Source organism: Geodermatophilus chilensis, from assembly GCF_002802985.1.
Classification (GTDB): domain Bacteria; phylum Actinomycetota; class Actinomycetes; order Mycobacteriales; family Geodermatophilaceae; genus Geodermatophilus; species Geodermatophilus chilensis.
In genome coordinates, this window is record NZ_NVPT01000053.1 from 1 (window position 1) to 21,170 (window position 21,170).

Below are 21,170 nucleotides of genomic sequence, written 5' to 3' on the forward strand. Positions count from 1 at the left end.
GCCGCCACCTCGCCGACTTTCCCGGCAGCACCGTGCTGGTCACCCACGACCCGGTCGACGCGATGGCGCTGGCCGACCGGGTCGTCGTCGTCGAGGAGGGCCGGGTCGTGCAGGCCGGGACGCCGGGCGACGTCAGCCGTCACCCGCGCACCGACTACGTCGCCCGGCTGGTCGGCCTGGCACTGCTGCCGGGCACCGGCGAGGGGACGACGGTGCGGCTGGACGGCGGCGGCCGCGTCGCGGTGGCCGAGGAGACGGCGGGCCCGGTGTTCGTCGCCGTCCGCCCCGAGTCCGTGGCGCTCTGGACCGCCCGGCCCGAGGGCAGCCCGCGCAACGTCTGGCCGGCCCGGCTGGTGTCGGCCACGCCGCACGGGTCGACGGTGCGCTGCGAACTCGACGGCGAGGTGTCGCTGGTCGCCGACGTCACCGCGACCGCCTTCGCCGAGCTGGGCCTGGCCCCGGGCACGCCGGTCTGGGCCTCGGTCAAGGCCTCCGACGTCGCCGTGTACGCGCGTTGAGAGGGTGGCGCCCATGAGCGGAGTCGCGGGACTGGTCCTCGCCGCGGGCGGTGGGCGCCGCTACGGCATGCCCAAGGCGCTGGTCGAGTACGAGGGCAGCCTGCTGGTGGAGCGGGCGGTGCGGACGGCGCGGGCGGTGTGCGACCCGGTGCTCGTCGTCCTCGGGGCGCAGGCGGTCGACGTCTGGCGGACGGCGGACCTCGACGGCGCCACCGTCCTGGCCAACCGCGACTGGGAGACCGGGATGGCGTCCTCGCTGCGGACGGGGCTCGACGGGCTGCGCGGCTGGCCCGGGCGCATCGACGCCGTGCTCGTCACGCTGGTGGACATGCCGGGGATGACGCCGGACGCACTGCGGGCCCTGGCCGACCACGCCGCACCGGACGCGCTGGCCACCGCCACCTACGACGGCGTCCGCGGGCACCCGGTGCTGCTGGGCCGCGAGCACTGGGCCGGGGTCGCCGGGACCGCCACCGGCGACGAGGGCGCGCGCCGCTACCTCGCCGGCCGCGCCGTGACCGAGGTCGACTGCACCGGGCTGGCCGATCCGACCGACCTCGACGTGCCGCCCGGCGGGGTACCGTCGGCGCCGTGATCGCCCGGGTCGTCGACGCACCGCTCTCCGTCGCCGAGCACGAGGACGCCGTCGCGGACAAGGCCGCCGGCGCGGTCGTCTCCTTCGCCGGCGTGGTCCGCGACCACGACGGCGGCCGCTCGGTCACCGAGCTGGAGTACGTGGGCCACCCGACCGCCGAGCAGGTGATCGTCGAGCTGGCCGAGGAGTTCGCCGCCCGTCCCGACGTGCACGCCGTCGCCGTCTCGCACCGCGTCGGCATGCTCGGCATCGGCGACGTCGCGCTGGCCTGCGCGGTCAGCTCCTCGCACCGCGGCCAGGCCTTCGCCGCCTGCGCCGAGCTCGTCGACCTGGTGAAGGAGCGGCTGCCGATCTGGAAGCGGCAGGTCTTCACCGACGGCGACGAGGAGTGGGTGGCCTGCCCCTGACGGGGCCCGTGTCGCCCACCCTCGGCGGGGCCGCGGGACCAGCCGCGCCTCGACGATCTTCGTGGCGCCGACGGCCCGGAGGCCGTTCGACGCCCAGCCTGGCGCGCGCGGCCGCCGTCGGGCAGCCCTCGTCCGCAGGACGCCGGGGCGGCGGTGCACTGTGCGGCGGTCCCGACGCGCAGCGCGACCGCGGCCGCTCAGTCGCGCCGGATCGGGTCCGGCGGCGACATGCCCGCGGCCATCAGGGTGCTCAGCATGCGCGCGACCAGCTCGACCAGCGGCAGGTCCTTGGCGGCGCTGCGCGGCCGGGCCCGGAAACCGATCGCGCAGACGGTGCCGAACAGCTCGCCGTCCGCCGTCACCAGCGGGACGCCGAGGTAGGCCGCCGCCCGCGGGCCGGGCCGGGCCGCCAGCGCCGCGTACTCCGGCACGGCGGCGGTCACCGTGGCGGCCCGCGGTCCCGCGCCGGTCACCATCAGCCGGCAGTAGCTCTCCGCCCACGGCAGCGACGTCCCGGGGGGCAACGTCGCAGCCGGATGGGCGTGCACGACGACCTGGTGGTCGCCGACCACCCGGGTGACGCTCCAGACGTCCCAGCCCAGCTGCTGGTGGAGGAACTCCAGAGCGCCACAGGCGGCCCCGGCGAAGTCCTGCCAGGGCGCGACGTCCCCGATCCCCGCGCTGGCTCGCATACCCCTCCGTGTGCCCACGGGCGGTACCGCGTAGTCCCGCGTGGTCCGCCGGGGACGGCGGTCAGTGGGTCCGGCTGCCGCCGTCGTCCCGCCGGGCGTCCTCGGCGACCGCCTCGTGCTCGGCGGCCTCGACCTCGGCCTCGCCCTCGAGGCGGTGGGCCTCGCCGTGCAGCTGTGCCGCGGCGTCCCCGTGGGACTCGCCGTACACCTCCTCGGCGCGACCCACCATCTCCTCGACCTTGGCCTTCGCCCTGTCCCAGATGCTCATGCGCCCATTCTCCGACGGACGTGAGCAGGACGGGCGGCCCCCGTGCAGGGTCCCGCCGCGAGCTCGCGAGTTGGGGGGCCTTGTCAGCCGCCCGCGAAGGGAGGCAGCACGTCGACGACCGCCCCCGGCTGCAACTGCAGCGACCGGTCCCGCGTCTGCGTGCCGTCGACCAGGAACGAGCAGGCGGTGAGCACCTTCTCCAGCCGCTCGCCGTGGGTGTCCACGATCTGCCCGACGAGCTCCTGGAGGGTGCCGGCCTCGCGGGTCTCGCTCTCCACGCCGGCGGCGGCGCGCGCTCCGGCGAAGTACCGGACGGTGACCGTCGGGGTGGCGGGGTGGGTGGTCGACACGCCTCAGCCCCCGATCGCCGACATCGGCCGCGACGGCTGCAGGAAGCTCGGGTCGTCGATCCCGTGCCCGGGCAGCTTCGAGAGGGTGGCGATCCGCCAGCGGTCGGCCAGCTCGGCGTCGGTGGCCCCCTCGCGCAGCGGCGTCCGCAGGTCGGACTCCTCGCGGGCGAACAGGCAGTTGCGGACCTGTCCGTCGGCGGTCAGCCGGGTTCGGTCGCAGGTGCCGCAGAACGAGCGGGTCACCGAGGCGATGACGCCGACGGTCGCCGGGCCGCCGTCCACCAGCCAGCGCTCGGCCGGGGCGGAGCCGCGCTCCTCGGTGTCCGGGGTGAGGGTGTGCGCGGCCGAGAGCCGCTCGAGGATGTCCTCGGCGGTGACCATCTCGCCGCGGGTCCAGGCGTGGTGGGCGTCGAGCGGCATCTGCTCGATGAAGCGCAGCTGGTAGCCGTGCTCCAGGCAGAAGTCCAGCAGCGGGACGGCGTCCTGCTCGTTCATCCCGCGCAGCAGGACGGCGTTGACCTTCACCGGGGTCAGTCCGGCGCGCTGGGCGGCCGCCAGGCCGGCGAGGACGTCGTCGAGCCGGTCGCGGTGGGTGAGCTGCTTGAACCGGTCGCGGTCGAGGGTGTCGAGGCTGACGTTGATCCGGTCCAGCCCCGCCTCGGCCAGCGCCGGGGCGACCCGGGCCAGGCCGATCGCGTTCGTGGTGAGGCTGACCTCGGGCCGCGGCTCGAGCGCGGTGGCGGCGGCCACGATGCCGACCAGGCCGGGGCGCAGCAGCGGCTCGCCGCCGGTGAAGCGGACCTCGCGGATGCCCAGCTGCTCGACGCCGATGCGGACCAGCCGGGCGATCTCGTCGTCGGTGAGCACCTCGACCTTGGGCAGCCAGTCCAGCCCCTCGGGCGGCATGCAGTAGGTGCAGCGCAGGTTGCACCGGTCGGTCAGCGACACCCGCAGGTCGGTCGCGACCCGGCCGTGCCGGTCCACCAGCCCACCGGTGCCGGGGGCGGGGTCCGGACGGCGGACCACCGGGTCCGGGAGCGGGCTGGTCGAGGTCACGCCCCGAATGTAGTGCGCGGGGGTGTCGATGTGCCCCTGCCCGAACGGCGGGTGCCGGCGGCACCGGGACCGAGCCCTGCACCCGGCCCTGCGCCTGGCCGGGCCGGGCAGCTGCACGCGCGACGGCGGCGGCGCTTTCCGCGGAAATCGACGGCGGGGCGCCGGGGTCCGTTGCTACGGTCGCGAGGCCACCCGAGAGACCGGCGGGCAGCCCCGCACTCGCCTGTGGCCAGGAAGCGCGAGACGTCCCGTGTCACCCCGCACCGTGTTCGGTCCCTACGCCCGCCTCTTCGCCGTCCCCGGCTCGCTGGCGTTCTCCTTCGCCGGGTGGGTCGCCCGGCTCCCCATCCCCATGCTCAGCCTGGGCGCCGTCCTGCTCGTCGCCGGCGAGACCGGCAGCTACGGGCTGGCCGGCGCGGTCTCCGGCACGCTGGCGCTGAGCTTCTCGGTCGCCAGCCCCCAGTGGGCCCACGCCATGGACCGTCGCGGCCAGGGCACGGTCCTGCGCTGGGCGATGGCCGGCTACGTGCTCTGCGGCTACGGCTTCGTCGCCGCGGTCACCCTCGGTGCGCCGCGCTGGAGCTGGTTCGTGCTGGCCGCGCTGTGCGGGGCGAGCGGGCCCAACATCGGGTCGCTGGTGCGCGCCCGCTGGGCCGAGGCGCTCACCGAGCCGGGCCGCCGGCAGACCGCCTTCGCCCTCGAGGCCGTGGTCGACGAGGTCGTCTTCGTCGTCGGCCCGCCGCTGGTGACGCTGCTGGCCACGCTGGTCGCCCCGCCGGTCGGCTTCCTCACCGGCATCACGCTCGGTGGTGTCGGCGGCCTCTGGTTGGCGCGGCAGCGCGCCACCGAGCCCGCCGTCCAGCCGTCCGACCCCGGCGCGCCGTCCCGCCGGTGGGCCGCGCTCAACGCGACGGTGCTGGTCGTCGCCGTCACCTACGCCGCGGTCGGCACCGTGTTCGGGGCGATGGACGTCGTCGTCGTGGGGTTCGCCGACGAGCAGGACGCGCCGGCGCTCGCCGGGGTGGCGCTGGCCGTCTACGCGTTGGGCAGCCTCGTCGCCGGCCTGGTCTACGGCGTCGCCCGGCTGCCCGGGACGCTGAGCGCCCGCTTCCTGGTCACCGCCGTCGCCTTCGGCCTGGCCGCGCAGGTGCTGTGGGACGTCGGCTCGCTGACGGTGCTGGTGGCCGCGGGCTTCCTCGCCGGCACCACGATCGCGCCGGTGCTGGTCTCGGGCACCTCACTGGTGGAGTCGCGGGTCCCGCGCACCGCGCTCACCGAGGCCCTGTCGTGGACCATCACCGGGCTCACCCTCGGCGTCACGGCCGGGTCCGCGCTGGCCGGCGCCGCCGTCGACGCCTGGGGGGCGGAGTCGGCGTTCGCCGTCCCGGCGGGGGCCGCGGCGCTCGCGGCGCTGCTCGCGCTGGCCGGGGCTCCGCTGCTGCGGGCCCGCACCGCGCCCGTGCGCGCCGACCTGGCCCGGGAGACCGCGTGACGGTCACCGTCCGGCCGCTGGCCGACGAGGAGCTGCCCGCCGCGTGGGAGCTGGGCCGGGTGGCCTTCGGTGGCCCGGCGACGGCGCCGGAGTGGGCCCTGCGGCCGCTGCCCGGGCTGCTGCGGCTGGGCGCCTTCGACGAGCGCGGCCGGCTGGTCGGCAAGGCCACCGACACCGGCCACGAGCAGTGGTGGGGCGGCCGGAGGCTCGCGACGGCGGACGTCGGCGGGGTCTCCGTCCTGCCGGAGCACCGCGGCGGCGGGGTGGCCCGGGCGCTGCTCACCGACCTGCTGGCCCGCGGGCGCGAGCGGGGCGCCGCGGTCAGCGCGCTCGTCCCGACCGTCTCGGCGGCCTACCGGCGGCTCGGGTGGGAGGTCGTGGGCGCGCTGCAGCGGGCGGAGCTGGACACCGCCGCGCTGCCGTCGGACCCGGCGCCCGGCGTGCGGGTGCGCCCGGGCGAGCCGGCCGACCTGGCCGTGGTCGACACGCTCTACGAGACCCTCGCCCGGCCCCGCGCCGGGCTGCTCACCCGCCGCGGCGGCCTCTTCGACCTGCCGCACCAGGGCCGGTGGCCCGGCGGGGTGGACGGCGTCACGGTCGCCGAGCAGGACGGCGTCCCCACCGGCGTCCTGGTGTACGAGCGCGGCACCGGCTACGGGCCCGAGGCGCGGCTGACCGTGCACCAGGCGCTCGCGGTCACCGCCGAGGCGGCGCGGGCGCTGGTCGGCGTGCTGGCCGGCTGGCGGACCGTGACCCGCACCGTCCGGCTGCCGCTGCTGGCCGGCGACGCGGTGGCGGGGGTGCTGCCGCTCGAGCGCTCGCCGGAGGGTCCCGGGGCCGTGTTCATGCACCGGCCGGTCGACGTGGTGCGTGCCGTCGCCGACCGCGGCTGGCCGGGGCACGTGCGCGGGCGGGTGGCGTTCACGCTGCTCGACCCGGTCGTGGCGCCGAACACCGGGCCGTGGGAGCTGGAGCTCGCCGACGGCGCCGGGGAGCTGCGCCGTCCGGACCGGGAGCCGGCGCTGCTCCTCGACGTCCGCGGGTTCGCACAGCTCTACTGCGGCGTCACCACCGGGAGGGCCGCGGCGCTGGCCGGGCTGGTGTCGGGCCCCGGCGACCCGGCCGCGCTGGACCTGCTCGCCTCCGGGCCCCCGGCCCAGCTGCTCGACTACTTCTGACGACGGGTTGAGCGCGGGGCTCCCGGATAGGCGGTCTGTCGGCAGGCTGCGCGCCCCATGAGTGCGCGGCGCCCCATCCGTCAGCGAGAGGAGCCCGCGTGGCCACCGTGCCCACGATCCGACTCAACAACGGCGTCGAGATCCCCCAGCTGGGGTTCGGCGTCTACCAGGTCCCGCCGGAGGACACCGCCGAGGTGGTCTCCACCGCCCTGGAGATCGGCTACCGGCACATCGACACCGCCGAGATGTACGGCAATGAGAAGGGCGTCGGCGAGGCCGTCGCGCGGTCGGGCATCGACCGCGGCGAGGTCTTCGTGACCAGCAAGCTGAACAACGGCTTCCACCGCCGGGACGACGCGCTGCGCGCCTTCGACCAGTCGCTGGCCGACCTCGGCGTCGAGTACCTCGACCTCTTCCTCATCCACTGGCCGCTGCCGGGGATCGACGTGGACTTCGTCGAGACCTGGAAGGCGATGGAGGAGATCTACGCCAGCGGCCGGTGCCGGTCGATCGGCGTCTCCAACTTCCAGGCCCACCACCTGCGCCGGCTGTTCTCCGAGACGGAGGTGCGCCCGGCGGTCAACCAGATCGAGGTGCACCCCTACCTCACGCAGGAGGAGCTGCGCGCCTTCGACGCCGACCACGAGATCGTCACCGAGGCCTGGTCGCCGATCGCGCAGGGCAAGGTGCTCGGCGACCCGGTCGTGCAGCGGGTGGCCGAGCGCTACGGCCGGACGCCGGCGCAGGTCGTGCTGCGCTGGCACGTGCAGCGCGGCGACGTCGTCTTCCCCAAGTCGGTCTCCCGCGAGCGCATGCAGCAGAACTTCGAGCTGTTCGACTTCGAGCTCGGCACCGACGACATGGCCACGCTCACCGCCCTGGACCGCGGCGAGCGCACCGGTCCCGACCCGGACACCTTCAACTACATCCCCGGCTGAGGCGCCCCCTCAGCGCGATCATGGCGCCGTGACCACCTCCCGGACCGCCGGAGTGGTCGCGGCGCCATGATCGTCGTCAGCCGGCGTGGAGAAGGGCGGCGCGCACGATGCGCAGGATCCCCTCGTCGTCCACTCCGGCCGCGCGGGCCCGGACGACGAGGTCGGCGGCGAGGGCGTGGAGCCGGTCCTCGGCGGGCGCCGTGGGCCTCCGGCCGGTGACGACGGTCCCGGTGCGCCGCCGGCCGGCCACGAACCCCGCGGCCTCCAGCTCGGCGTAGGCGCGGGCCACCGTCCCGGTGGCGACGCCGAGGTCGGCGGCGAGCGCGCGCATCGTGGGCAGCCGGGTGCCCTCGGCGAGCAGCCCGGCGTCGACGTAGGCGGCGATCTGGCTGCGGATCTGCTCGTACGGCGGCGTGGCGGCCCGGACGTCGACGGTGATGTCGAGCGTCATCGCGCTCAGGCCGGGACGGCGGGCGCGTCGGCCGGCACGCCCGGAGCGCGGACGCAGAGCACCACCGCGGCCGCCAGCAGCGCGGCCAAGCCGGCCAGGCCCAGTGCGCCGCCCGCCCACGGCAGGACGGTCGCGGCCGTGACCACGGGCAGGCCGTTGGCCTCGGCGGTCTCCGCGACGCCCATGGCGGCCGAGCGGGCCGTCAGCCCGCTGACGGCGAGCAGGCCGCCGGCCACCACCAGGGTCACGGCGACCGCTCCGCGCAGGACCCGGTGGGCCGAGGCGCGGCGCAGCGCCGCCTCGATCCGGTCGTCCGCGGTGACGACGGCGGGCCGGTTGGCCACCACCCACAGGGCCCCGATCGTGAGGGCGGCGAGCAGCAGCAGCCCGAGCGCCGTGGGCCGGCCGTAGACGGGACCGGCGAAGGGGCTCGCGGTCGCCGAGTAGGACGGCCCCTCGAGGACGAGGCTGCGACCGTCCGGGCCGGCGAGCAGCGCGCCCCCCGCGAGGGTGACGACGGCGGCGACAGCAGCGACGGCCGCCGTCCGGACCAGCCAGCGGGGGACGGGGTCCAGCAGTCCCCGCCGGGCCAGCCGCGCCCGGCGCACCGCGCCCTCGGGGCGGGGCCAGGTCAGCTCGGCGACGCCCAGGACCGCGGTGTGCACGACGCCGAAGGCGATCGGCACCAGGAGCGCGGTGACCCCCAGGTCCCCCGCCCCGGTGGCGCCCTCGAGCCGGGCGGTGCCGACCCACAGCGCCGCGGCCCCGCCGAGGACGACGGCGGCCGCGGAGCCGAGCCGCGCGTGTGCCCGCGCGGCGGCGACGGCGTGCTCGCGGCTCGGCGGCGAGCGCCGCACGGCACCGGTGACGACCAGCGCGGCCATCCCGGCGAGGACCGGCAGCAGCAGGAGCACGCTCACGACGGCACCCCGTTCTGGCTCATTGACTCAAAGGATTGAGACAATGGCAGGCCGGCTCCGTCGGCACAAGGGCCGTGCAGGTGCGCGGAACGGCGGTGCCGTCAGCCCCGGGGACGCAGGACACCCTGTGTGCGCCCAGCGCGCGGTACAGCGCGTCACGAGCGACGACACCGCGGGGTCCTGGCTTCAGCGGCGACCGCGCGCAGCACGTCGCGGTGTCATCCGGAGGATCACGGTGCCTCCGTCACGAAGTCGATCAGCTCCTCGACGCGGCCGATCAACGCGGGTTCCAGGTCGGTCCAGGTGCGCACCCGCGCGAGGATGCGCTGGGCCCAGACGTAGCCGGTGTCGTCCTCCCAGCCCAGCCGGCGGCAGACGCCGTCCTTCCACGACTCGCCCTTGGGCACCGTGGGCCACGCCCGGATCCCGACGACGGAGGGCTTGACGGCCTGCCAGATGTCGATGAACGGGTGCCCGACGACGAGCGAGTGCTCGCCGGGGGCCCCGGACCCCGTCCTCATGACCTCAGCGGCGATGCGGGACTCCTTCGAGCCGGTCACCAGGTGGTCGACCAGCACGCCGAGCCGCCGTCCGGACGACGGGCGGAACTCGCGCACGATGCCGGGCAGGTCGTCGACGCCGTGCAGCGGCTCGACGACGACGCCCTCGATGCGCAGGTCGTGGCCCCAGACCTTCTCGACGAGCTCGGCGTCGTGCTTGCCCTCGACGTAGATGCGTCCCTCGCGGGCGACGCGGGCACGGGCGCCGGCGACGTAGGTCGAGCCCGACGCACTGCGCGTGGGCGTGGCCGGCGCCTGCGGCTTCGGCCGCACCAGCACGACCGGCCGGCCGTCGACCCAGAAGCCCGGCCCGAGCGGGTAGGCGCGCACCTTCCCGAACCGGTCCTCGAGGTGGACGACGTCCTTCTCGCAGCGCACGACGGCGCCCACGAACCCGGAGCTCGGGTCCTCGACGACCAGGTCGCGCTCGGCCTCGACCTGGGGGCTCGGCGTCTTGACGGTGCGCGGGTGGACCAGGTTGTCGTAGGGCGAGCGGGGAGGCACGCCCTCCAGGATGGGCAGTGGCCCCGCGGACCGCGGGGGCGACGCGCCGGGCGCCGGTCATGTTCGACACGCCCGGGAAGTCCGACGTCACCACATGTCACGAGATGTCGCGTCGGCTCCGTCTCCGGCAACACCCCCTGTTGCCCCGGCCCGACCTGGGCGGACGTCTCGGGTGGCCGAGACGGACAGCCAGGTCTAGTGACTCCACGGTCATTCCGGGCGTGTCGCTGCAGTTGTGGCCGTTTCGTGATCCGCGGGGCGGACACCCCTGTGATCGACAGGAACACACCCAGCTCAGATGGGAGCGACAGCCACCATGATCGGCACTGAAGCCATCAGCCGTGTGATCGGCAAGGACGTCTACGACCAGAGCGGTGACAAGATCGGCTCGGCCTCGGAGGTCTACCTCGACGACGAGAGCGGCCAGCCGGAGTGGGTCACGGTGCGCACCGGCCTGTTCGGCACCAAGGAGTCCTTCGTCCCGATCCGGGACGCCGACCTCACCGACGAGGGCCTGCGCGTACCGGTGAGCAAGGCGCAGGTGAAGGACGCCCCGAAGATCGACACCGAGGGGCACCTGTCGCCGCAGGAGGAGCAGGAGCTCTACCGCTACTACGGCCTCGGCTCCGGCCAGGGGGCGATGACCGACACCACCGTGGGCCGCGTCGACCGCGACACGACGGTCACCGACACCACCACGACCGGGACCGCCGGGATGGCCGGCACCGCCGGGACGACGGCCCGCACCGACCGTGACGGTGACGGCGGCTACGACGACGTGCAGGGCCGTGCTGTCGGCCACGACACCTCCGGTCCGACCACCGACGAGGCGATGACCCGCTCTGAGGAGCGGCTCAACGTGGGCACCCGCAGCGAGGAGGTCGGCCGGGCCCGGCTGCGCAAGTACGTCGTCACCGAGAACGTGACCGAGACCGTCCCGGTCTTCCGCGAGGAGGTCAGGGTCGAGCGCGAGCCGATCACCGACGCCAACATCGGCAACGCCATGGACGGCCCGGCGATCTCCGAGGAGGAGCACGAGGTCACCCTCCACGCCGAGCGCCCGGTGGTGGAGAAGGAGGCCGTGCCGGTCGAGCGGGTCCGCCTGGACAAGGAGACCGTCACCGAGCAGGAGCGGGTGGCGGCCGACGTCCGCAAGGAGGAGATCGAGGTCGACGACGCCCAGGGCACCGCCCTCGATCGCGACAACGACGGCAAGATCGGTCGCTGACCGCAGCGCGCGGACAGCTGCGCCCGGCAGGACCGGGCACCAGACGGCGGTGGCCGGCCGAGGACCTGATCCCGGTCGGCCATCTGCCGTCTGCGGGCCGGTGGCAGGACCACCCGACCGGGCAGGGCCACGTCGGGAGGTCGGGTGGGATGCTCGGGACGTGAGCGAGACCACGGTGCGTCCGGTGACCGGCGCGGACGGCGGGATCGGCGGGCCGGACGAGCTCGCCGCGGCCCTCGAGGCCACCGGCTACCTCCCCGACGAGGGCCTGGCGACCGCCGCCTACCTGGCCCTGGCCATGCACCGCCCGCTGTTCCTGGAGGGCGAGGCCGGCGTCGGCAAGACCGCGCTGGCCCAGGCGCTGGCGCGGGTCACGGGCCGGCCGCTGTACCGGCTGCAGTGCTACGAGGGCCTGGAGGCCAGCCAGGCGCTCTACGACTGGGACTTCGGCCGGCAGTTGCTGCACCTGCGCGCCGCCGAGGCCGCCCACGCCACCGGTGACACCGAGACGCTGGAGGCCTCGCTCTACGACCGCCGCTTCCTGCTCGCCCGCCCGCTGCTGCAGGCGCTGGAGGACTCCCCGAGCGTGCTGCTGGTCGACGAGGTCGACCGCGCCGACGACGAGTTCGAGGCCTTCCTGCTCGAGGTCCTCTCCGACTTCACCATCTCGATCCCCGAGCTCGGCACCGTCCGTGCCGTCACCCCACCGCTGGTCGTGCTGACCTCGAACCGCACCCGCGAGGTGCACGACGCCCTGAAGCGGCGCTGCCTCTACCACTGGCTGCAGCACCCGGACTTCGACCGCGAGGTGGCGATCCTGCGCCGCCGGCTGCCCGACGTGACCGAGCAGCTGGCCCGCGAGGTGGCCCGCGCGACGGCGAAGTTGCGCACCCTCGACCTGCTCAAGCCGCCCGGCGTCGCCGAGGCGATGGACTGGGCGACCGCGCTGCACACCCTCGGCGCGCGCGAGCTGGACCCCGACATCGCCGCGCGCACGCTGGGCGCGGTGCTCAAGTACCGGGAGGACACCGACCGCGTGCACGCCCTGGCCCGGGGGGCGCTCTTCGGTGGCGGCTGAGTCGCAGCGGGACGTCGTCGACACGGTGCTGGGCTTCGCGCGCACGCTCCGGGTCGCCGGGGTGGGCGCCTCCCCGGACCGGGTCGAGGCGATGCTGGCCGCCGTCGCCGCGCTCGACGTCCTCGACGCCACCGACGTGTACTGGAGCGGCCGGCTGACGCTGTGCGCGGGCCCGGACGACCTGGAGCGCTACGACGCCGCCTTCGCCGCCTACTTCGGCGGCGAGGCGCCGCGGCCGGTGCCGCCGGCGGCGCAGCAGCGGCAGCGGACGGTCACCACCGCCCCGCTGGACCCCGGGGCGAGCGAGGGGGACGGCGAGTCGCCGCCGGAGCTCGCCGGCCAGGCCAGCGCCGACGAGGTGCTGCGCCACCGGGACGTCGCCCAGCTGAGCGGTGCCGAGCGCGAGCAGCTGCGCCGGCTGTTCGCCCTGCTGGTCCCGGCCACCCCGATGCGGCCCTCGCGCCGCCGCCGGCCCAACCTCCACGGCGCCGTCCACGCCTCCCGCACGGTGCGCCGCGCGCTGCACGACGGCGGCGAGGTCACCCGGCTGCTGCACCGGCGGGCCCGCCCCCGGCCGCGCCGCGTCGTCCTGCTCGTCGACGTCTCCGGCTCGATGAGCCCCTACGCCGACGCGCTGCTGCGCTTCGCGCACGCCGCCGTCCGGGCGCGCCCCGCGGCGACCGAGGTGTTCACCGTCGGCACGCGGCTGACCCGGGTGACCCGCGAGCTGCGGCTCCGCGACCCCGACAAGGCGCTGGCCGCGAGCGGCTCGGCGATCCCCGACTGGTCTGGCGGCACCCGCCTGGGCGAGGTGCTCAAGGCGTTCCTCGACCGGTGGGGCCAGCGCGGCACCGCCCGCGGGGCGGTCGTCGTCGTGTGCAGCGACGGCTGGGAGCGCGGCGGCACCGACGTGCTGGCCGAGCAGATGGCCCGGCTGCAGCGGCTGGCGCACGCGGTCGTGTGGGTCAACCCGCACAAGGGCCGGGAGGGCTACGAGCCGCTCACCGCCGGGATGCAGGCGGCGCTGCCGTCGGTCGACCACTTCGTCGCCGGGCACAGCCTGGCGGCGTTCCAGGAGCTCGCGGGGGTCATCTCCCGTGCGTGAAGGACCCCCCTGCCCCCCACCGCTCGCAAGCTCGCGCCGGGGCCCTGCAGGGGGGCCACCGTGCTGTCGACGGAAGGAGCCCTGCCGTGCGTGACGTGCTCGAGGACCTGGTCGGCTGGTGGCAGGCGGGGGAGACCGTCGGCATGGGCACGGTGGTGGCCACCTGGCGCTCCGCCCCGCGCCCGGCCGGCGCGTCGATGCTCGTCGGGCCCGACGGCACCGCTGTCGGCAGCGTCTCCGGCGGTTGCGTCGAGGGCGCGGTCTACGAGGAGGCCAAGGACGTCGTCGAGTCCGGCGTCCCCACCCTCGAGCGGTACGGCGTCAGCGACGACGACGCCTTCGCCGTGGGGCTGACCTGCGGCGGGATCCTCGACGTCTTCGTCGAGGCGGTGTCGCGGGAGTCCTTCCCCGAGCTCGGCGAGGTGGCCGAGTCGGTGGCGCGGCACGAGCCGGTCGCCGTCGTCACCTGCGTGGCCGGGCCGGACGACCGGGTGGGACGGCGGCTGGTCGTCTGGCCCGACCGCAGCTCCGGCACCCTCGGCCTGCAGCGCCTGGACGACGCCGTCACCGACGACGCGCGCGGCATGCTGGCCGCCGGCCGCACCGGGATGCTGCACGTCGGGCACGACGGCGAGCGCCGCGGCGACGACCTGTCGCTGTTCGTCAACGCCTTCGCGCCGGCTGCCCGCATGGTCGTCTTCGGCGCCATCGACTTCGCCGCCGCGGTCGCCCGGGTCGGCGCCTTCCTCGGCTACCGGGTCACCGTCTGCGACGCCCGCCCGGTCTTCGCCACGCCCAGGCGCTTCCCCGACGCGCACGAGGTCGTCGTCGAGTGGCCGCACCGCTACTTGCAGGCCGAGGTCGACGCCGGCCGGATCGACGAGCGCACCGTGCTGTGCGTGCTCACCCACGACCCGAAGTTCGACGTCCCGCTGCTGGAGGTCGCGTTGCGGCTGCCGGTCGCCTACGTCGGCGCGATGGGCTCGCGGCGCACGCACGAGGAGCGCCTGGTCCGGCTGGAGGAGGCCGGGCTGTCCAAGGAGGAGCTGGCCCGGCTGTCCTCCCCGATCGGGCTGGACCTCGGCGCCCGCACCCCCGAGGAGACGGCCATCTCGATCGCCGCCGAGGTCATCGCCGGGCGTTGGGGCGGCTCGGGGGAGCGGCTCACCGGCACCGAGGGCCCGATCCACCGGACGGCGGAGCGATAGGCCCCCTCCCGGGTCCCGCCCCGAGCGTGCGAGGGGTGGGGAGGAGGGGGTCCTTCCCCTTCCGTACCGGTACGGGGTCGAGGTCGTCGCGCTGCTGTTCGACCCGCACCCGGGCCGGTGCTGCTCGGCGGCGGACAGCCGGCGCATCCCTGCGCCTGCATGGACGTCGTCCTCGCGCCGGGCGCGCACCGCGCCCTGCGCAATCGCGGTGGCGTGCGCTGCGCCGCGCTGTCGGACGGCGCGCTGCGGCGGGGGCCCGCGGTCCTGACCAGCGCCGTCCCGCTGCACCCGGCGCGGGCCGGGGAGGCCGTGCACCGGCACGGAGGCCCCCGCTGACCGGCGGCGACGACCCGGTGGCGGATGATCGCCCCCCGGCCGGACGTCTGGTCCGCCGGACGAGAGGAGTGCCATGCGCATCCGGACCCTGGCCGTGCTGGGCACGTCCGCCCTGCTGCTGAGCGCGTGCGGGTCGGACGGCAACGGCATGACGGAGCTGAGCGGGCCCGAGGTGGCCGACCGCGCGGCGACCGCGCTGGAGGAGGCCGGGTCGGCCGCCGTCAGCGGCGAGGTCGCGATGGACGGCGAGTCCGGCGAGGTCGACCTGCGGGTGCAGGGCGAGGACCTCGCCGGGACCCTGTCGATGAGCGGGCTGGACGTCCAGCTGGCCGCCGTCGACGGGCAGCTGTACCTGCAGGCGCCGGCCGACTTCTGGACCGCATCCGGCCTGCCGGAGGAGGTCACCGGCCCGCTCGACGGCCGGTGGGTGGTCGTCCCGGCCGAGGCCGCCGCGGGCTTCGCGGACCTGACCCTGCAGGGCCTGGCCGACGAGCTGCGCTCGCCGGGCGACGGCGAGATCCAGCAGGAGGTCACCGAGGACGAGCGCGACGGCGAGCCGGTCGTGGTCGTGCAGAACGACGGCGGTGGCTCCCTGGTCGTCGCCGGTGAGGACCAGCCCTACCCGCTCGAGGTCACCAGCGGCGAGGACCAGGGCACGCTGACCTTCAGCGAGTTCGGCGAGGAGCAGGAGATCACCGCTCCCGAGGACCCGCTGGACCTCGCCGACCTCGGCGGCTGATCCGGCCGGCGGCGCAGGGCCGCGGCTCAGGCCGGCGGCGGGACGAGCGCGAGGCGGAACTCGCGGGCCTCGTCGACGTACTCGACGTCGACCCGGCAGCCGCGGGCCCGGCCCAGGGCGATCACCCGGGCGAGGTCGGACAGCCGGGTGAGCTGCAGCACGACCCTCAGCGCCTCGGGGTCCGACGGGGTCCGCACCCCGTCGTAGAGCCGGAAGTCACCGCCCAGGAAGACGGTGGCGGCCCGCCGGGCGGCTGCGCCGGTCACCCGGACCACCACCGGTCCGGCGTCGGCGAGCGCGGCGCGGGTCGCGCGCAGCAGGTCGGGGTCGTCGAGGGTGAGGCTGGTCCGCTCGAGGGTCGCGGTGCTCATGGCCGACCTCCGCAGTGTGCTCCCGGTGAGCCCGGGAGGAGTACGGGTCGAGCCTGTCGCCGGCGCCTCGCGCCGGCCAGATCGGTTGGTCCCGGCTCAGTCCAGCAGGCCGCGGACGGCGGCCGGGGCCTGCGCCGGCCGCAGCAGCCGGGCGACCCGGCCCCCACCCGCCGCGGCCAGCGCGGCGCAGCCGGCCACCGACTCCGGCTCCTCCGACAGCGACAGCACGTGCAGCCGCGCACCGGCGCGGGCCACCGCGGCGGCCGCCGGCAGCGGGTCGGGGCTCTCGGTCGGCACCCCGTCGGAGAGCAGCAGGACGTCGCGGGCGGCCGCGCGCGAGCGGGTCAGCTGGGCGGCGGCGGTGCGCAGGCCCAGGTCGAGGTCCGTCGTCCCCCCGCCGTGGAGGTCGAACAGCCGGTCGACGACGACGTCGGTGCGCGGGTCGGCCGACAGCGGGCGCAGCACGACCGCCCGCGACCAGAACGCCACCACGGCGAGCTCGTCGCCCGGGCGCATCCGCTGGGCCAGCGCGGAGGCGGTCAGGACCGCGACCGCGAGCTCGTCGCCGGCCACCGAGCCGGAGGCGTCGACCAGCAGCACGCAGGCCCGCCCCGTGGAGCGCCAGCCGCGGGTGCGCACGTGTTCGGCCCGCCAGTGCGGCTCGGCGCCGCGGGCGGCCAGGGTGGCGTCGAGGTCGACGTCGCTGCCGGTGTCGTCGCGGCGGGTCACCACCCGCCGGGTGCCCGGGCGGTCGGGGACGCCGGTCCGCGGGGCCCCGACCGGCAGCCGGGTGGCCAGCGCCCGGGCGGCGGCGCGCAGGGCGGGGTCGAAGGCCCGGCCCATCGCGGTGAGCAGCCGGGCGGCGGCCTCGGGGTCCCGCGCGGCGAGGTCGGCCACGGCCTGCTCGTCGAGCTGTCCGGCCTGCGGGGAGACCTGGGCGAAGTCGGGGTGGGCGCGGCTCAGCTCGTCGCGGCCGGCCCGGCGAGCGGCGTGCTCGCGGAGCAGCTGCTCGACCTCGCCGGGGTCCTCCACCGCGGCCGGCTGCGGCGGGCGCCCGCCCGGGGGTGGTGCCGGCGCGCCGGCGGGGGAGCGCTCCGCCTCGTCGGCGGTCAGGCTTTTCCCAGTTCCTCACCCGCCCGGCGCCAGATGTCGGCGACGACGTCCTCCACGGAACGGGCCGTGCCGTCGGCGAGGGTGACCTTGCCGGTCAGGGCGGCCAGGGCGGCGTCGAGGCCGGTCGCCTCCCCCACGCCCTCGTGCCCGCGGACGGCGGCCAGCTCCGTCGCGATCAGCACGGTGTCGATGGCGCCGCGGACCGAGGCGCCGATGCGCAGGTCGGGGTGCTCCCGGGTGATCCGCACAGCGCGCACCGCCCGGGCGACGAGCGGCCCGGGACCGCCGGTGGCCGCGGCGACGACGGCGAGCTCGGCGTCCTCGTCCTGGTAGCCCATGGCGACCCGGCAGGAGCGGTCGTAGAGGGCCGGGGTGACGCGGGCGGTGCCGACGGCGTCGAACGGGTTCATCGCCGCGACCATGCGGAAGGTCGGCCGCGCGGTCACCCGGCCGTAGCGCGGCACGTGCATCTCCCGCTCGGAGAGGACGCCGAGCAGCACGTTCATCGTCTCCTCCGGCACCCGGTTGAACTCCTCGACGTAGAGGACGGCGCCGTCGGTCATCGCGCGGGTGAGGGGGCCGGGGACGAAGTTCTCCGCGCGGTAGTCCTCGGTGAGCACCCGGGAGGCGTCGTGGTGCCCGACCAGCCGCGTCGGCGTGAGCTCCGCGTTGCCCTCGACCAGCACCAACGGCACGCCCGCGCCGTCGGCCAGCGCGCGCAGCAGCGTGGTCTTGCCGGTGCCGGGCGGCCCCTCCAGCAGCACGTTGCGACCGGCCGCGAGGGCGGCCGCGACCACCTCGGCCTCCCGCAGGCGCGCGACGACCCGTTCCCGGGCCACCCCCACCATGCCGGCCCCGTCGAGTCGCTGGGCGGCGACGTCTGCGCTCACGGTCCTCCTCGGAGTGCACGCGCGACCGGGGCGCCCCTCGGCGGAGGGACGCCCCGGCCCCGGTGTCGTGCTGTAACCGCCCCGGCTGGGGGCAGGGTGGCCCCTTGCAGGGTCCCGCCGCGAACTCGCGGCGGGACCCTGCAAGGGGGTCCTTCTAGTAGACGATGACGCCGCGGATGTTCTTGCCGGCCTTGAGGTCCTCGTAGCCCTGGTTGACCTCGTCGAGCGTGTACCGGTTGGTGATCAGCTCGTCGAGCTTGAGGTTGCCCTCCTGGTAGAGCCGCAGCATCTTGAGCATGTCGGCGCTGGGGTTCTGGTCGCCGAACAGCGCGCCGCGGATCTCCTTGGTGAACAGCGCGAGCACGCTCGGGTTGATCGGGATGCCGACGTCGGTGAGGTCGCCCAGGCCGGTGATGACGACCCGCCCACCCTTGCCGATCGCGTCGACCGCCTGGGCGACGTGCTCGCCCTTCAGCACCCCGACGGTGATCAGCGCCTTGTCGGCGCCCTGCCCGTTGGTGACGCTGCGGCTGAACTCGGCGGCTTCCTCGATGCTCTCGAAGGCGTGGGTGGCGCCCAGTTCCATCGCCTTCTCGCGCTTGAACGCGATCGGATCCACGGCGATCACGTGGCTCGCCCCGGCGTGCGCCGCGCCCTGGACCGCGTTGATGCCGATGCCACCGATGCCCATGACGATGACCGTGTCGCCGGCCTTGACCTCGCCGGCCTGGACCGCAGTGCCCCAGCCGGTGCCGACGCCACACCCGACGAGGCAGGCGACGTCCAGCGGGATGTCGTCGGGGATCTTGACCGTCGAGCGGACGTCGACCGTCGTCACCTCGGCGAAGGTGCCCAGGCCGCACATCTGGCCGACCGGCGTGCCGTCGGAGGTCTGGAAGCGGAAGCTGGACGCGTCGTCCCACCGGGAGCCGACGAGCAGGTTGGCCCCGGAGTCGCAGATGTACTGCTGGCCGTTGGCGCAGTAGCGGCAGCGGCCGCAGCCGGGCAGGAACGAGAAGACGACGTGGTCGCCCTCCTTGAACCCGGGCGTACCCGCGCCGACGGCCGTGACGACGCCGGCGCCCTCGTGGCCGCCGAGGAACGGGTAGTGGCCGACCGGCATGTCACCGGTGGCGATGTGGTCGTCCGAGTGGCACAGGCCGGACGCCGCCAGCTTGACCTGCAGTTCACCCTGCCGCGGGTCGTCCGCGATCAGATCGGTGACCTCCCACTTGCCGGGAGCGGAGCGCAAGATGGCTCCACGGGTGTTGACGGGCACGCAAGACCTCCTCGTCTGTGGCATGCACCAGCGCATGTCCGTGGCCGGGACGTTATGACGCCCCTCACACCGATGGGAAGCTGGGTGCAACGTCGCTGCTACCCCCGGTGCCTCCGCTGGGAGAGTGACGCCGTGACGGAGAGCCCGGTGGTCGTCGTCGGCGCCGGGCCGGTGGGGCTGACGGCGGCGCTGCTGCTCGCCCGTCGCGGGCTCGCGGTCGTCGTGCTGGAACGCCAGGCCGCGCCGTACGGCCGGCCCCGCGCGGTGCACCTGGACGACGAGGCCCTGCGCGCGCTCGCCGACGCCGGCGTGGCCGACGGCTTCTTCGCGGTCAGCCGCCCGATGCGGGGGCTGCGGCTGCTCGACGGGCACCACCGGGTGCTCGCCGAGTTCGCCCGCGCGTCGTCGTCCGGACCGCACGGCTGGCCGCAGGGGTCGATGTTCTCCCAGCCCGACCTCGAGGAGCTGCTGCTGGCCGCCGTCCGCCGGGAGCCGGCCGTCGAGCTGCGCCCCGGCTGCGAGCTGGTCGACCTGGCGCAGGACGGCGCGGTGACGCTGACCGTGGCCGACCGGGCCTCCGGCACGCGCTCGCGGCTGCGGGCCGCGGCGGTGCTCGGCTGCGACGGCGCGCACAGCACGGTGCGGCGGCTGGTCGGGGCCCGCATGCGCGACCTCGGCCGGTCCGACCGCTGGCTGGTGGCCGACCTGCGCTCGGCCCGGCCGCTGCCGCTGTGGCCCGGCGTGCACCAGGTCTGCGATCCGCACCGGGCGGCGACCGCCATGCCGGTGGCCGGGGACCGCTACCGCGTCGAGTTCCGCCTGCTGCCCGGCGAGACCCACGACGACCTGGCCGCCCGGCTGCCCGCGCTGCTGGCCCCGTGGGGCGCGGCCGACGCCGAGGTGGAGCGGGTCGCCGAGTACGTCTACCGGGCCCAGGTGGCCGACCGGTGGCGGTCGGGGCGGGTGCTGCTCGCCGGGGACGCCGCGCACCTGACCCCGCCGTTCATCGGGCAGGGCCTGGGGCTCGGGCTGCGCGACGTCCACCAGTTGGCCTGGAAGCTGGCCGCCGTCCTGGCCGGGACGGCGCCCGAGCGGCTGCTCGACACCCACCAGGCCGAGCGCGAGCCGCACGCGCGGGCGATGGTGCGGCTGGCGCTGCTGCTCGGCCGGATGGTGACCGGCGGCGGCCGCGGGGGCGCGGTGCTGCGCCGCGTGGTGCTCGCGGGGGTGGGCCGGGTGCCCGCCGTCGCCCGTTTCGCCACCGACAGCCGCACCCCGCCGCTGCGGCGCGGGCCGCTGGTGGTGCGCCGCGGGCGTGCCGGACGGCGGCTGGCGGGTTCCCTGCTGCCGCGGGCCGCCGTGGTGCTCGACGGCCGGACGGTGTCGGTGGACGACGTCCTCGGCCCCGGGACGGCGCGGCTGCGACTGCTCGCCCCCGGGCGGTTGGCGGTGCGCCCGGACGGCGGGCGCGAGGTCGTGGTCGACGATGTCTCCGGCGCGCTCACCGCGTGGCTGCGCGGGGCTGGGGCGGGCGCCGTCGTCGTCCGGCCGGACCGGATCGTGCGCTCGGCGTCCTGAGCTGCGGGCTTCGGGGCTGCGGATACGGGTAGGGCCGGTTCATGCAGATCGACAAGAACCAGATCCTCGAACTCCTCCGCTCCCAGGGCGACGACGCCAAGGCGCAGCAGGCCGACCAGGAGCTGCCGGGCACCGTCGACACCGACCAGCACGCCGGCATCCTCGAGAAGCTGGGCCTCTCGCCGATGGACCTGATCAGCAAGCTCGGCGGCGGTGGCAGCGGGCTGGGCGGTCTGCTCGGCCGCTGACCCGCCGTTCTGTGTGCACTCATCGTGGTCTCCGGCCCGTCCGAGACCACGATGAGTGCACACCCGGC

General features: G+C 75.9%; 25 protein-coding genes. 14 read left to right on the forward strand and 11 right to left on the reverse strand.

Going from position 1 to position 21,170, the window contains the following annotated elements; all coding sequences use genetic code 11:
* The 3 genes from CNO22_RS10965 to CNO22_RS10975 all read left to right on the forward strand — a co-directional run.
* On the forward strand, positions 1-518 hold a 518-nt coding region (locus CNO22_RS10965; RefSeq protein WP_157936907.1), incomplete at its 5' end, for a TOBE domain-containing protein.
* Positions 519-531: 13 nt separating this feature from the next.
* Complete coding sequence (locus tag CNO22_RS10970; protein ID WP_100499406.1) at positions 532-1,113, forward strand: nucleotidyltransferase family protein; 582 nt, start codon at positions 532-534, stop codon at positions 1,111-1,113.
* Positions 1,110-1,520 (forward strand): molybdenum cofactor biosynthesis protein MoaE, encoded by a 411-nt coding sequence (locus CNO22_RS10975; RefSeq protein WP_091223576.1) that lies wholly within the window; start codon positions 1,110-1,112, stop codon positions 1,518-1,520. Before CNO22_RS10970 ends, CNO22_RS10975 begins: the two co-directional genes overlap by 4 nt.
* Before the next feature lie 197 nt (positions 1,521-1,717).
* On the opposite strand, the gene CNO22_RS10980 is transcribed toward CNO22_RS10975, so the two are convergent.
* The 4 genes from CNO22_RS10980 to moaA all read right to left on the reverse strand — a co-directional run bounded on the left by CNO22_RS10980 (position 1,718) and on the right by moaA (position 3,886).
* The gene (locus CNO22_RS10980) at positions 1,718-2,212 is read right to left on the reverse strand and encodes a GAF domain-containing protein (protein WP_100499407.1); all 495 of its coding nucleotides are present in this window, start codon (positions 2,210-2,212) and stop codon (positions 1,718-1,720) included.
* Positions 2,213-2,273: 61 nt separating this feature from the next.
* A complete protein-coding gene (locus CNO22_RS10985) occupies positions 2,274-2,480 on the reverse strand; it encodes a hypothetical protein (protein WP_100499408.1) in 207 nt (68 codons plus the stop codon).
* Positions 2,481-2,563: 83 nt separating this feature from the next.
* Positions 2,564-2,830, reverse strand: a complete 267-nt coding sequence (locus tag CNO22_RS10990; RefSeq protein WP_100499409.1) for a MoaD/ThiS family protein — start codon at positions 2,828-2,830, stop codon at positions 2,564-2,566.
* 3 nt (positions 2,831-2,833) lie between these two features.
* Positions 2,834-3,886, reverse strand: coding sequence for a GTP 3',8-cyclase MoaA (moaA, locus tag CNO22_RS10995; protein WP_198588247.1), 1,053 nt, complete (start codon positions 3,884-3,886; stop codon positions 2,834-2,836).
* Between the two features lie 250 nt (positions 3,887-4,136).
* Between moaA and CNO22_RS11000 the strand changes: the two genes are divergently transcribed.
* The 3 genes from CNO22_RS11000 to CNO22_RS11010 all read left to right on the forward strand — a co-directional run bounded on the left by CNO22_RS11000 (position 4,137) and on the right by CNO22_RS11010 (position 7,494).
* Positions 4,137-5,378, forward strand: a complete 1,242-nt coding sequence (locus CNO22_RS11000; RefSeq protein ID WP_100499410.1) for an MFS transporter — start codon at positions 4,137-4,139, stop codon at positions 5,376-5,378.
* A complete protein-coding gene (locus CNO22_RS11005) occupies positions 5,375-6,556 on the forward strand; it encodes a GNAT family N-acetyltransferase (RefSeq protein WP_100499411.1) in 1,182 nt (393 codons plus the stop codon). The genes CNO22_RS11000 and CNO22_RS11005 overlap by 4 nt, the downstream gene beginning before the upstream one ends.
* A gap of 98 nt (positions 6,557-6,654) precedes the next feature.
* A complete protein-coding gene (locus CNO22_RS11010; RefSeq protein WP_100499412.1) occupies positions 6,655-7,494 on the forward strand; it encodes an aldo/keto reductase in 840 nt (279 codons plus the stop codon).
* Positions 7,495-7,570: 76 nt separating this feature from the next.
* On the opposite strand, the gene CNO22_RS11015 is transcribed toward CNO22_RS11010, so the two are convergent.
* From CNO22_RS11015 to CNO22_RS11025, 3 genes are all read right to left on the reverse strand, one after another.
* Positions 7,571-7,945 carry a GntR family transcriptional regulator gene (locus CNO22_RS11015; RefSeq protein WP_100499413.1) on the reverse strand — a complete coding sequence of 125 codons (375 nt, stop codon included), beginning with the start codon at positions 7,943-7,945 and terminating at the stop codon, positions 7,571-7,573.
* 5 nt (positions 7,946-7,950) lie between these two features.
* Positions 7,951-8,865 carry a hypothetical protein gene (locus tag CNO22_RS11020; RefSeq protein ID WP_100499414.1) on the reverse strand — a complete coding sequence of 305 codons (915 nt, stop codon included), beginning with the start codon at positions 8,863-8,865 and terminating at the stop codon, positions 7,951-7,953.
* A 230-nt stretch (positions 8,866-9,095) separates the two neighbouring features.
* Positions 9,096-9,929, reverse strand: a complete 834-nt coding sequence (locus tag CNO22_RS11025) for a DUF3097 domain-containing protein (protein WP_100499415.1) — start codon at positions 9,927-9,929, stop codon at positions 9,096-9,098.
* Between the two features lie 316 nt (positions 9,930-10,245).
* Between CNO22_RS11025 and CNO22_RS11030 the strand changes: the two genes are divergently transcribed.
* From CNO22_RS11030 to CNO22_RS11055, 6 genes are all read left to right on the forward strand, one after another.
* The gene (locus CNO22_RS11030; protein WP_100499416.1) at positions 10,246-11,157 is read left to right on the forward strand and encodes a DUF2382 domain-containing protein; all 912 of its coding nucleotides are present in this window, start codon (positions 10,246-10,248) and stop codon (positions 11,155-11,157) included.
* 160 nt (positions 11,158-11,317) lie between these two features.
* On the forward strand, positions 11,318-12,235 hold the full coding sequence (locus CNO22_RS11035) for an AAA family ATPase (protein ID WP_198588248.1): 918 nt from the start codon (positions 11,318-11,320) through the stop codon (positions 12,233-12,235).
* Positions 12,225-13,340, forward strand: coding sequence for a vWA domain-containing protein (locus CNO22_RS11040; protein WP_100499417.1), 1,116 nt, complete (start codon positions 12,225-12,227; stop codon positions 13,338-13,340). Before CNO22_RS11035 ends, CNO22_RS11040 begins: the two co-directional genes overlap by 11 nt.
* 86 nt (positions 13,341-13,426) lie before the next feature.
* Positions 13,427-14,548, forward strand: coding sequence for an XdhC family protein (locus CNO22_RS11045; RefSeq protein WP_100499418.1), 1,122 nt, complete (start codon positions 13,427-13,429; stop codon positions 14,546-14,548).
* 159 nt (positions 14,549-14,707) lie between these two features.
* Positions 14,708-14,884, forward strand: a complete 177-nt coding sequence (locus tag CNO22_RS11050) for a hypothetical protein (protein WP_198588249.1) — start codon at positions 14,708-14,710, stop codon at positions 14,882-14,884.
* Between the two features lie 73 nt (positions 14,885-14,957).
* Complete coding sequence (locus tag CNO22_RS11055; RefSeq protein ID WP_100499419.1) at positions 14,958-15,623, forward strand: hypothetical protein; 666 nt, start codon at positions 14,958-14,960, stop codon at positions 15,621-15,623.
* A gap of 26 nt (positions 15,624-15,649) precedes the next feature.
* On the opposite strand, the gene CNO22_RS11060 is transcribed toward CNO22_RS11055, so the two are convergent.
* The 4 genes from CNO22_RS11060 to CNO22_RS11075 all read right to left on the reverse strand — a co-directional run bounded on the left by CNO22_RS11060 (position 15,650) and on the right by CNO22_RS11075 (position 19,312).
* A complete protein-coding gene (locus tag CNO22_RS11060; RefSeq protein ID WP_100499420.1) occupies positions 15,650-15,994 on the reverse strand; it encodes a hypothetical protein in 345 nt (114 codons plus the stop codon).
* 96 nt (positions 15,995-16,090) lie between these two features.
* Positions 16,091-17,026, reverse strand: a complete 936-nt coding sequence (locus CNO22_RS11065) for a vWA domain-containing protein (protein ID WP_232806950.1) — start codon at positions 17,024-17,026, stop codon at positions 16,091-16,093.
* A gap of 77 nt (positions 17,027-17,103) precedes the next feature.
* Positions 17,104-17,997 carry an AAA family ATPase gene (locus CNO22_RS11070; protein WP_232806951.1) on the reverse strand — a complete coding sequence of 298 codons (894 nt, stop codon included), beginning with the start codon at positions 17,995-17,997 and terminating at the stop codon, positions 17,104-17,106.
* A gap of 154 nt (positions 17,998-18,151) precedes the next feature.
* Positions 18,152-19,312 carry an NDMA-dependent alcohol dehydrogenase gene (locus CNO22_RS11075; protein WP_332870064.1) on the reverse strand — a complete coding sequence of 387 codons (1,161 nt, stop codon included), beginning with the start codon at positions 19,310-19,312 and terminating at the stop codon, positions 18,152-18,154.
* Between the two features lie 96 nt (positions 19,313-19,408).
* Here CNO22_RS11075 and CNO22_RS11080 point away from each other — a divergent pair, with 96 nt between their 5' ends.
* Both CNO22_RS11080 and CNO22_RS11085 read left to right on the forward strand, forming a co-directional pair.
* Positions 19,409-20,854, forward strand: a complete 1,446-nt coding sequence (locus CNO22_RS11080; protein ID WP_100499422.1) for a bifunctional 3-(3-hydroxy-phenyl)propionate/3-hydroxycinnamic acid hydroxylase — start codon at positions 19,409-19,411, stop codon at positions 20,852-20,854.
* 41 nt (positions 20,855-20,895) lie between these two features.
* Positions 20,896-21,102 (forward strand): hypothetical protein, encoded by a 207-nt coding sequence (locus CNO22_RS11085; RefSeq protein ID WP_100499423.1) that lies wholly within the window; start codon positions 20,896-20,898, stop codon positions 21,100-21,102.
* Positions 21,103-21,170: the final 68 nt, after the last annotated feature.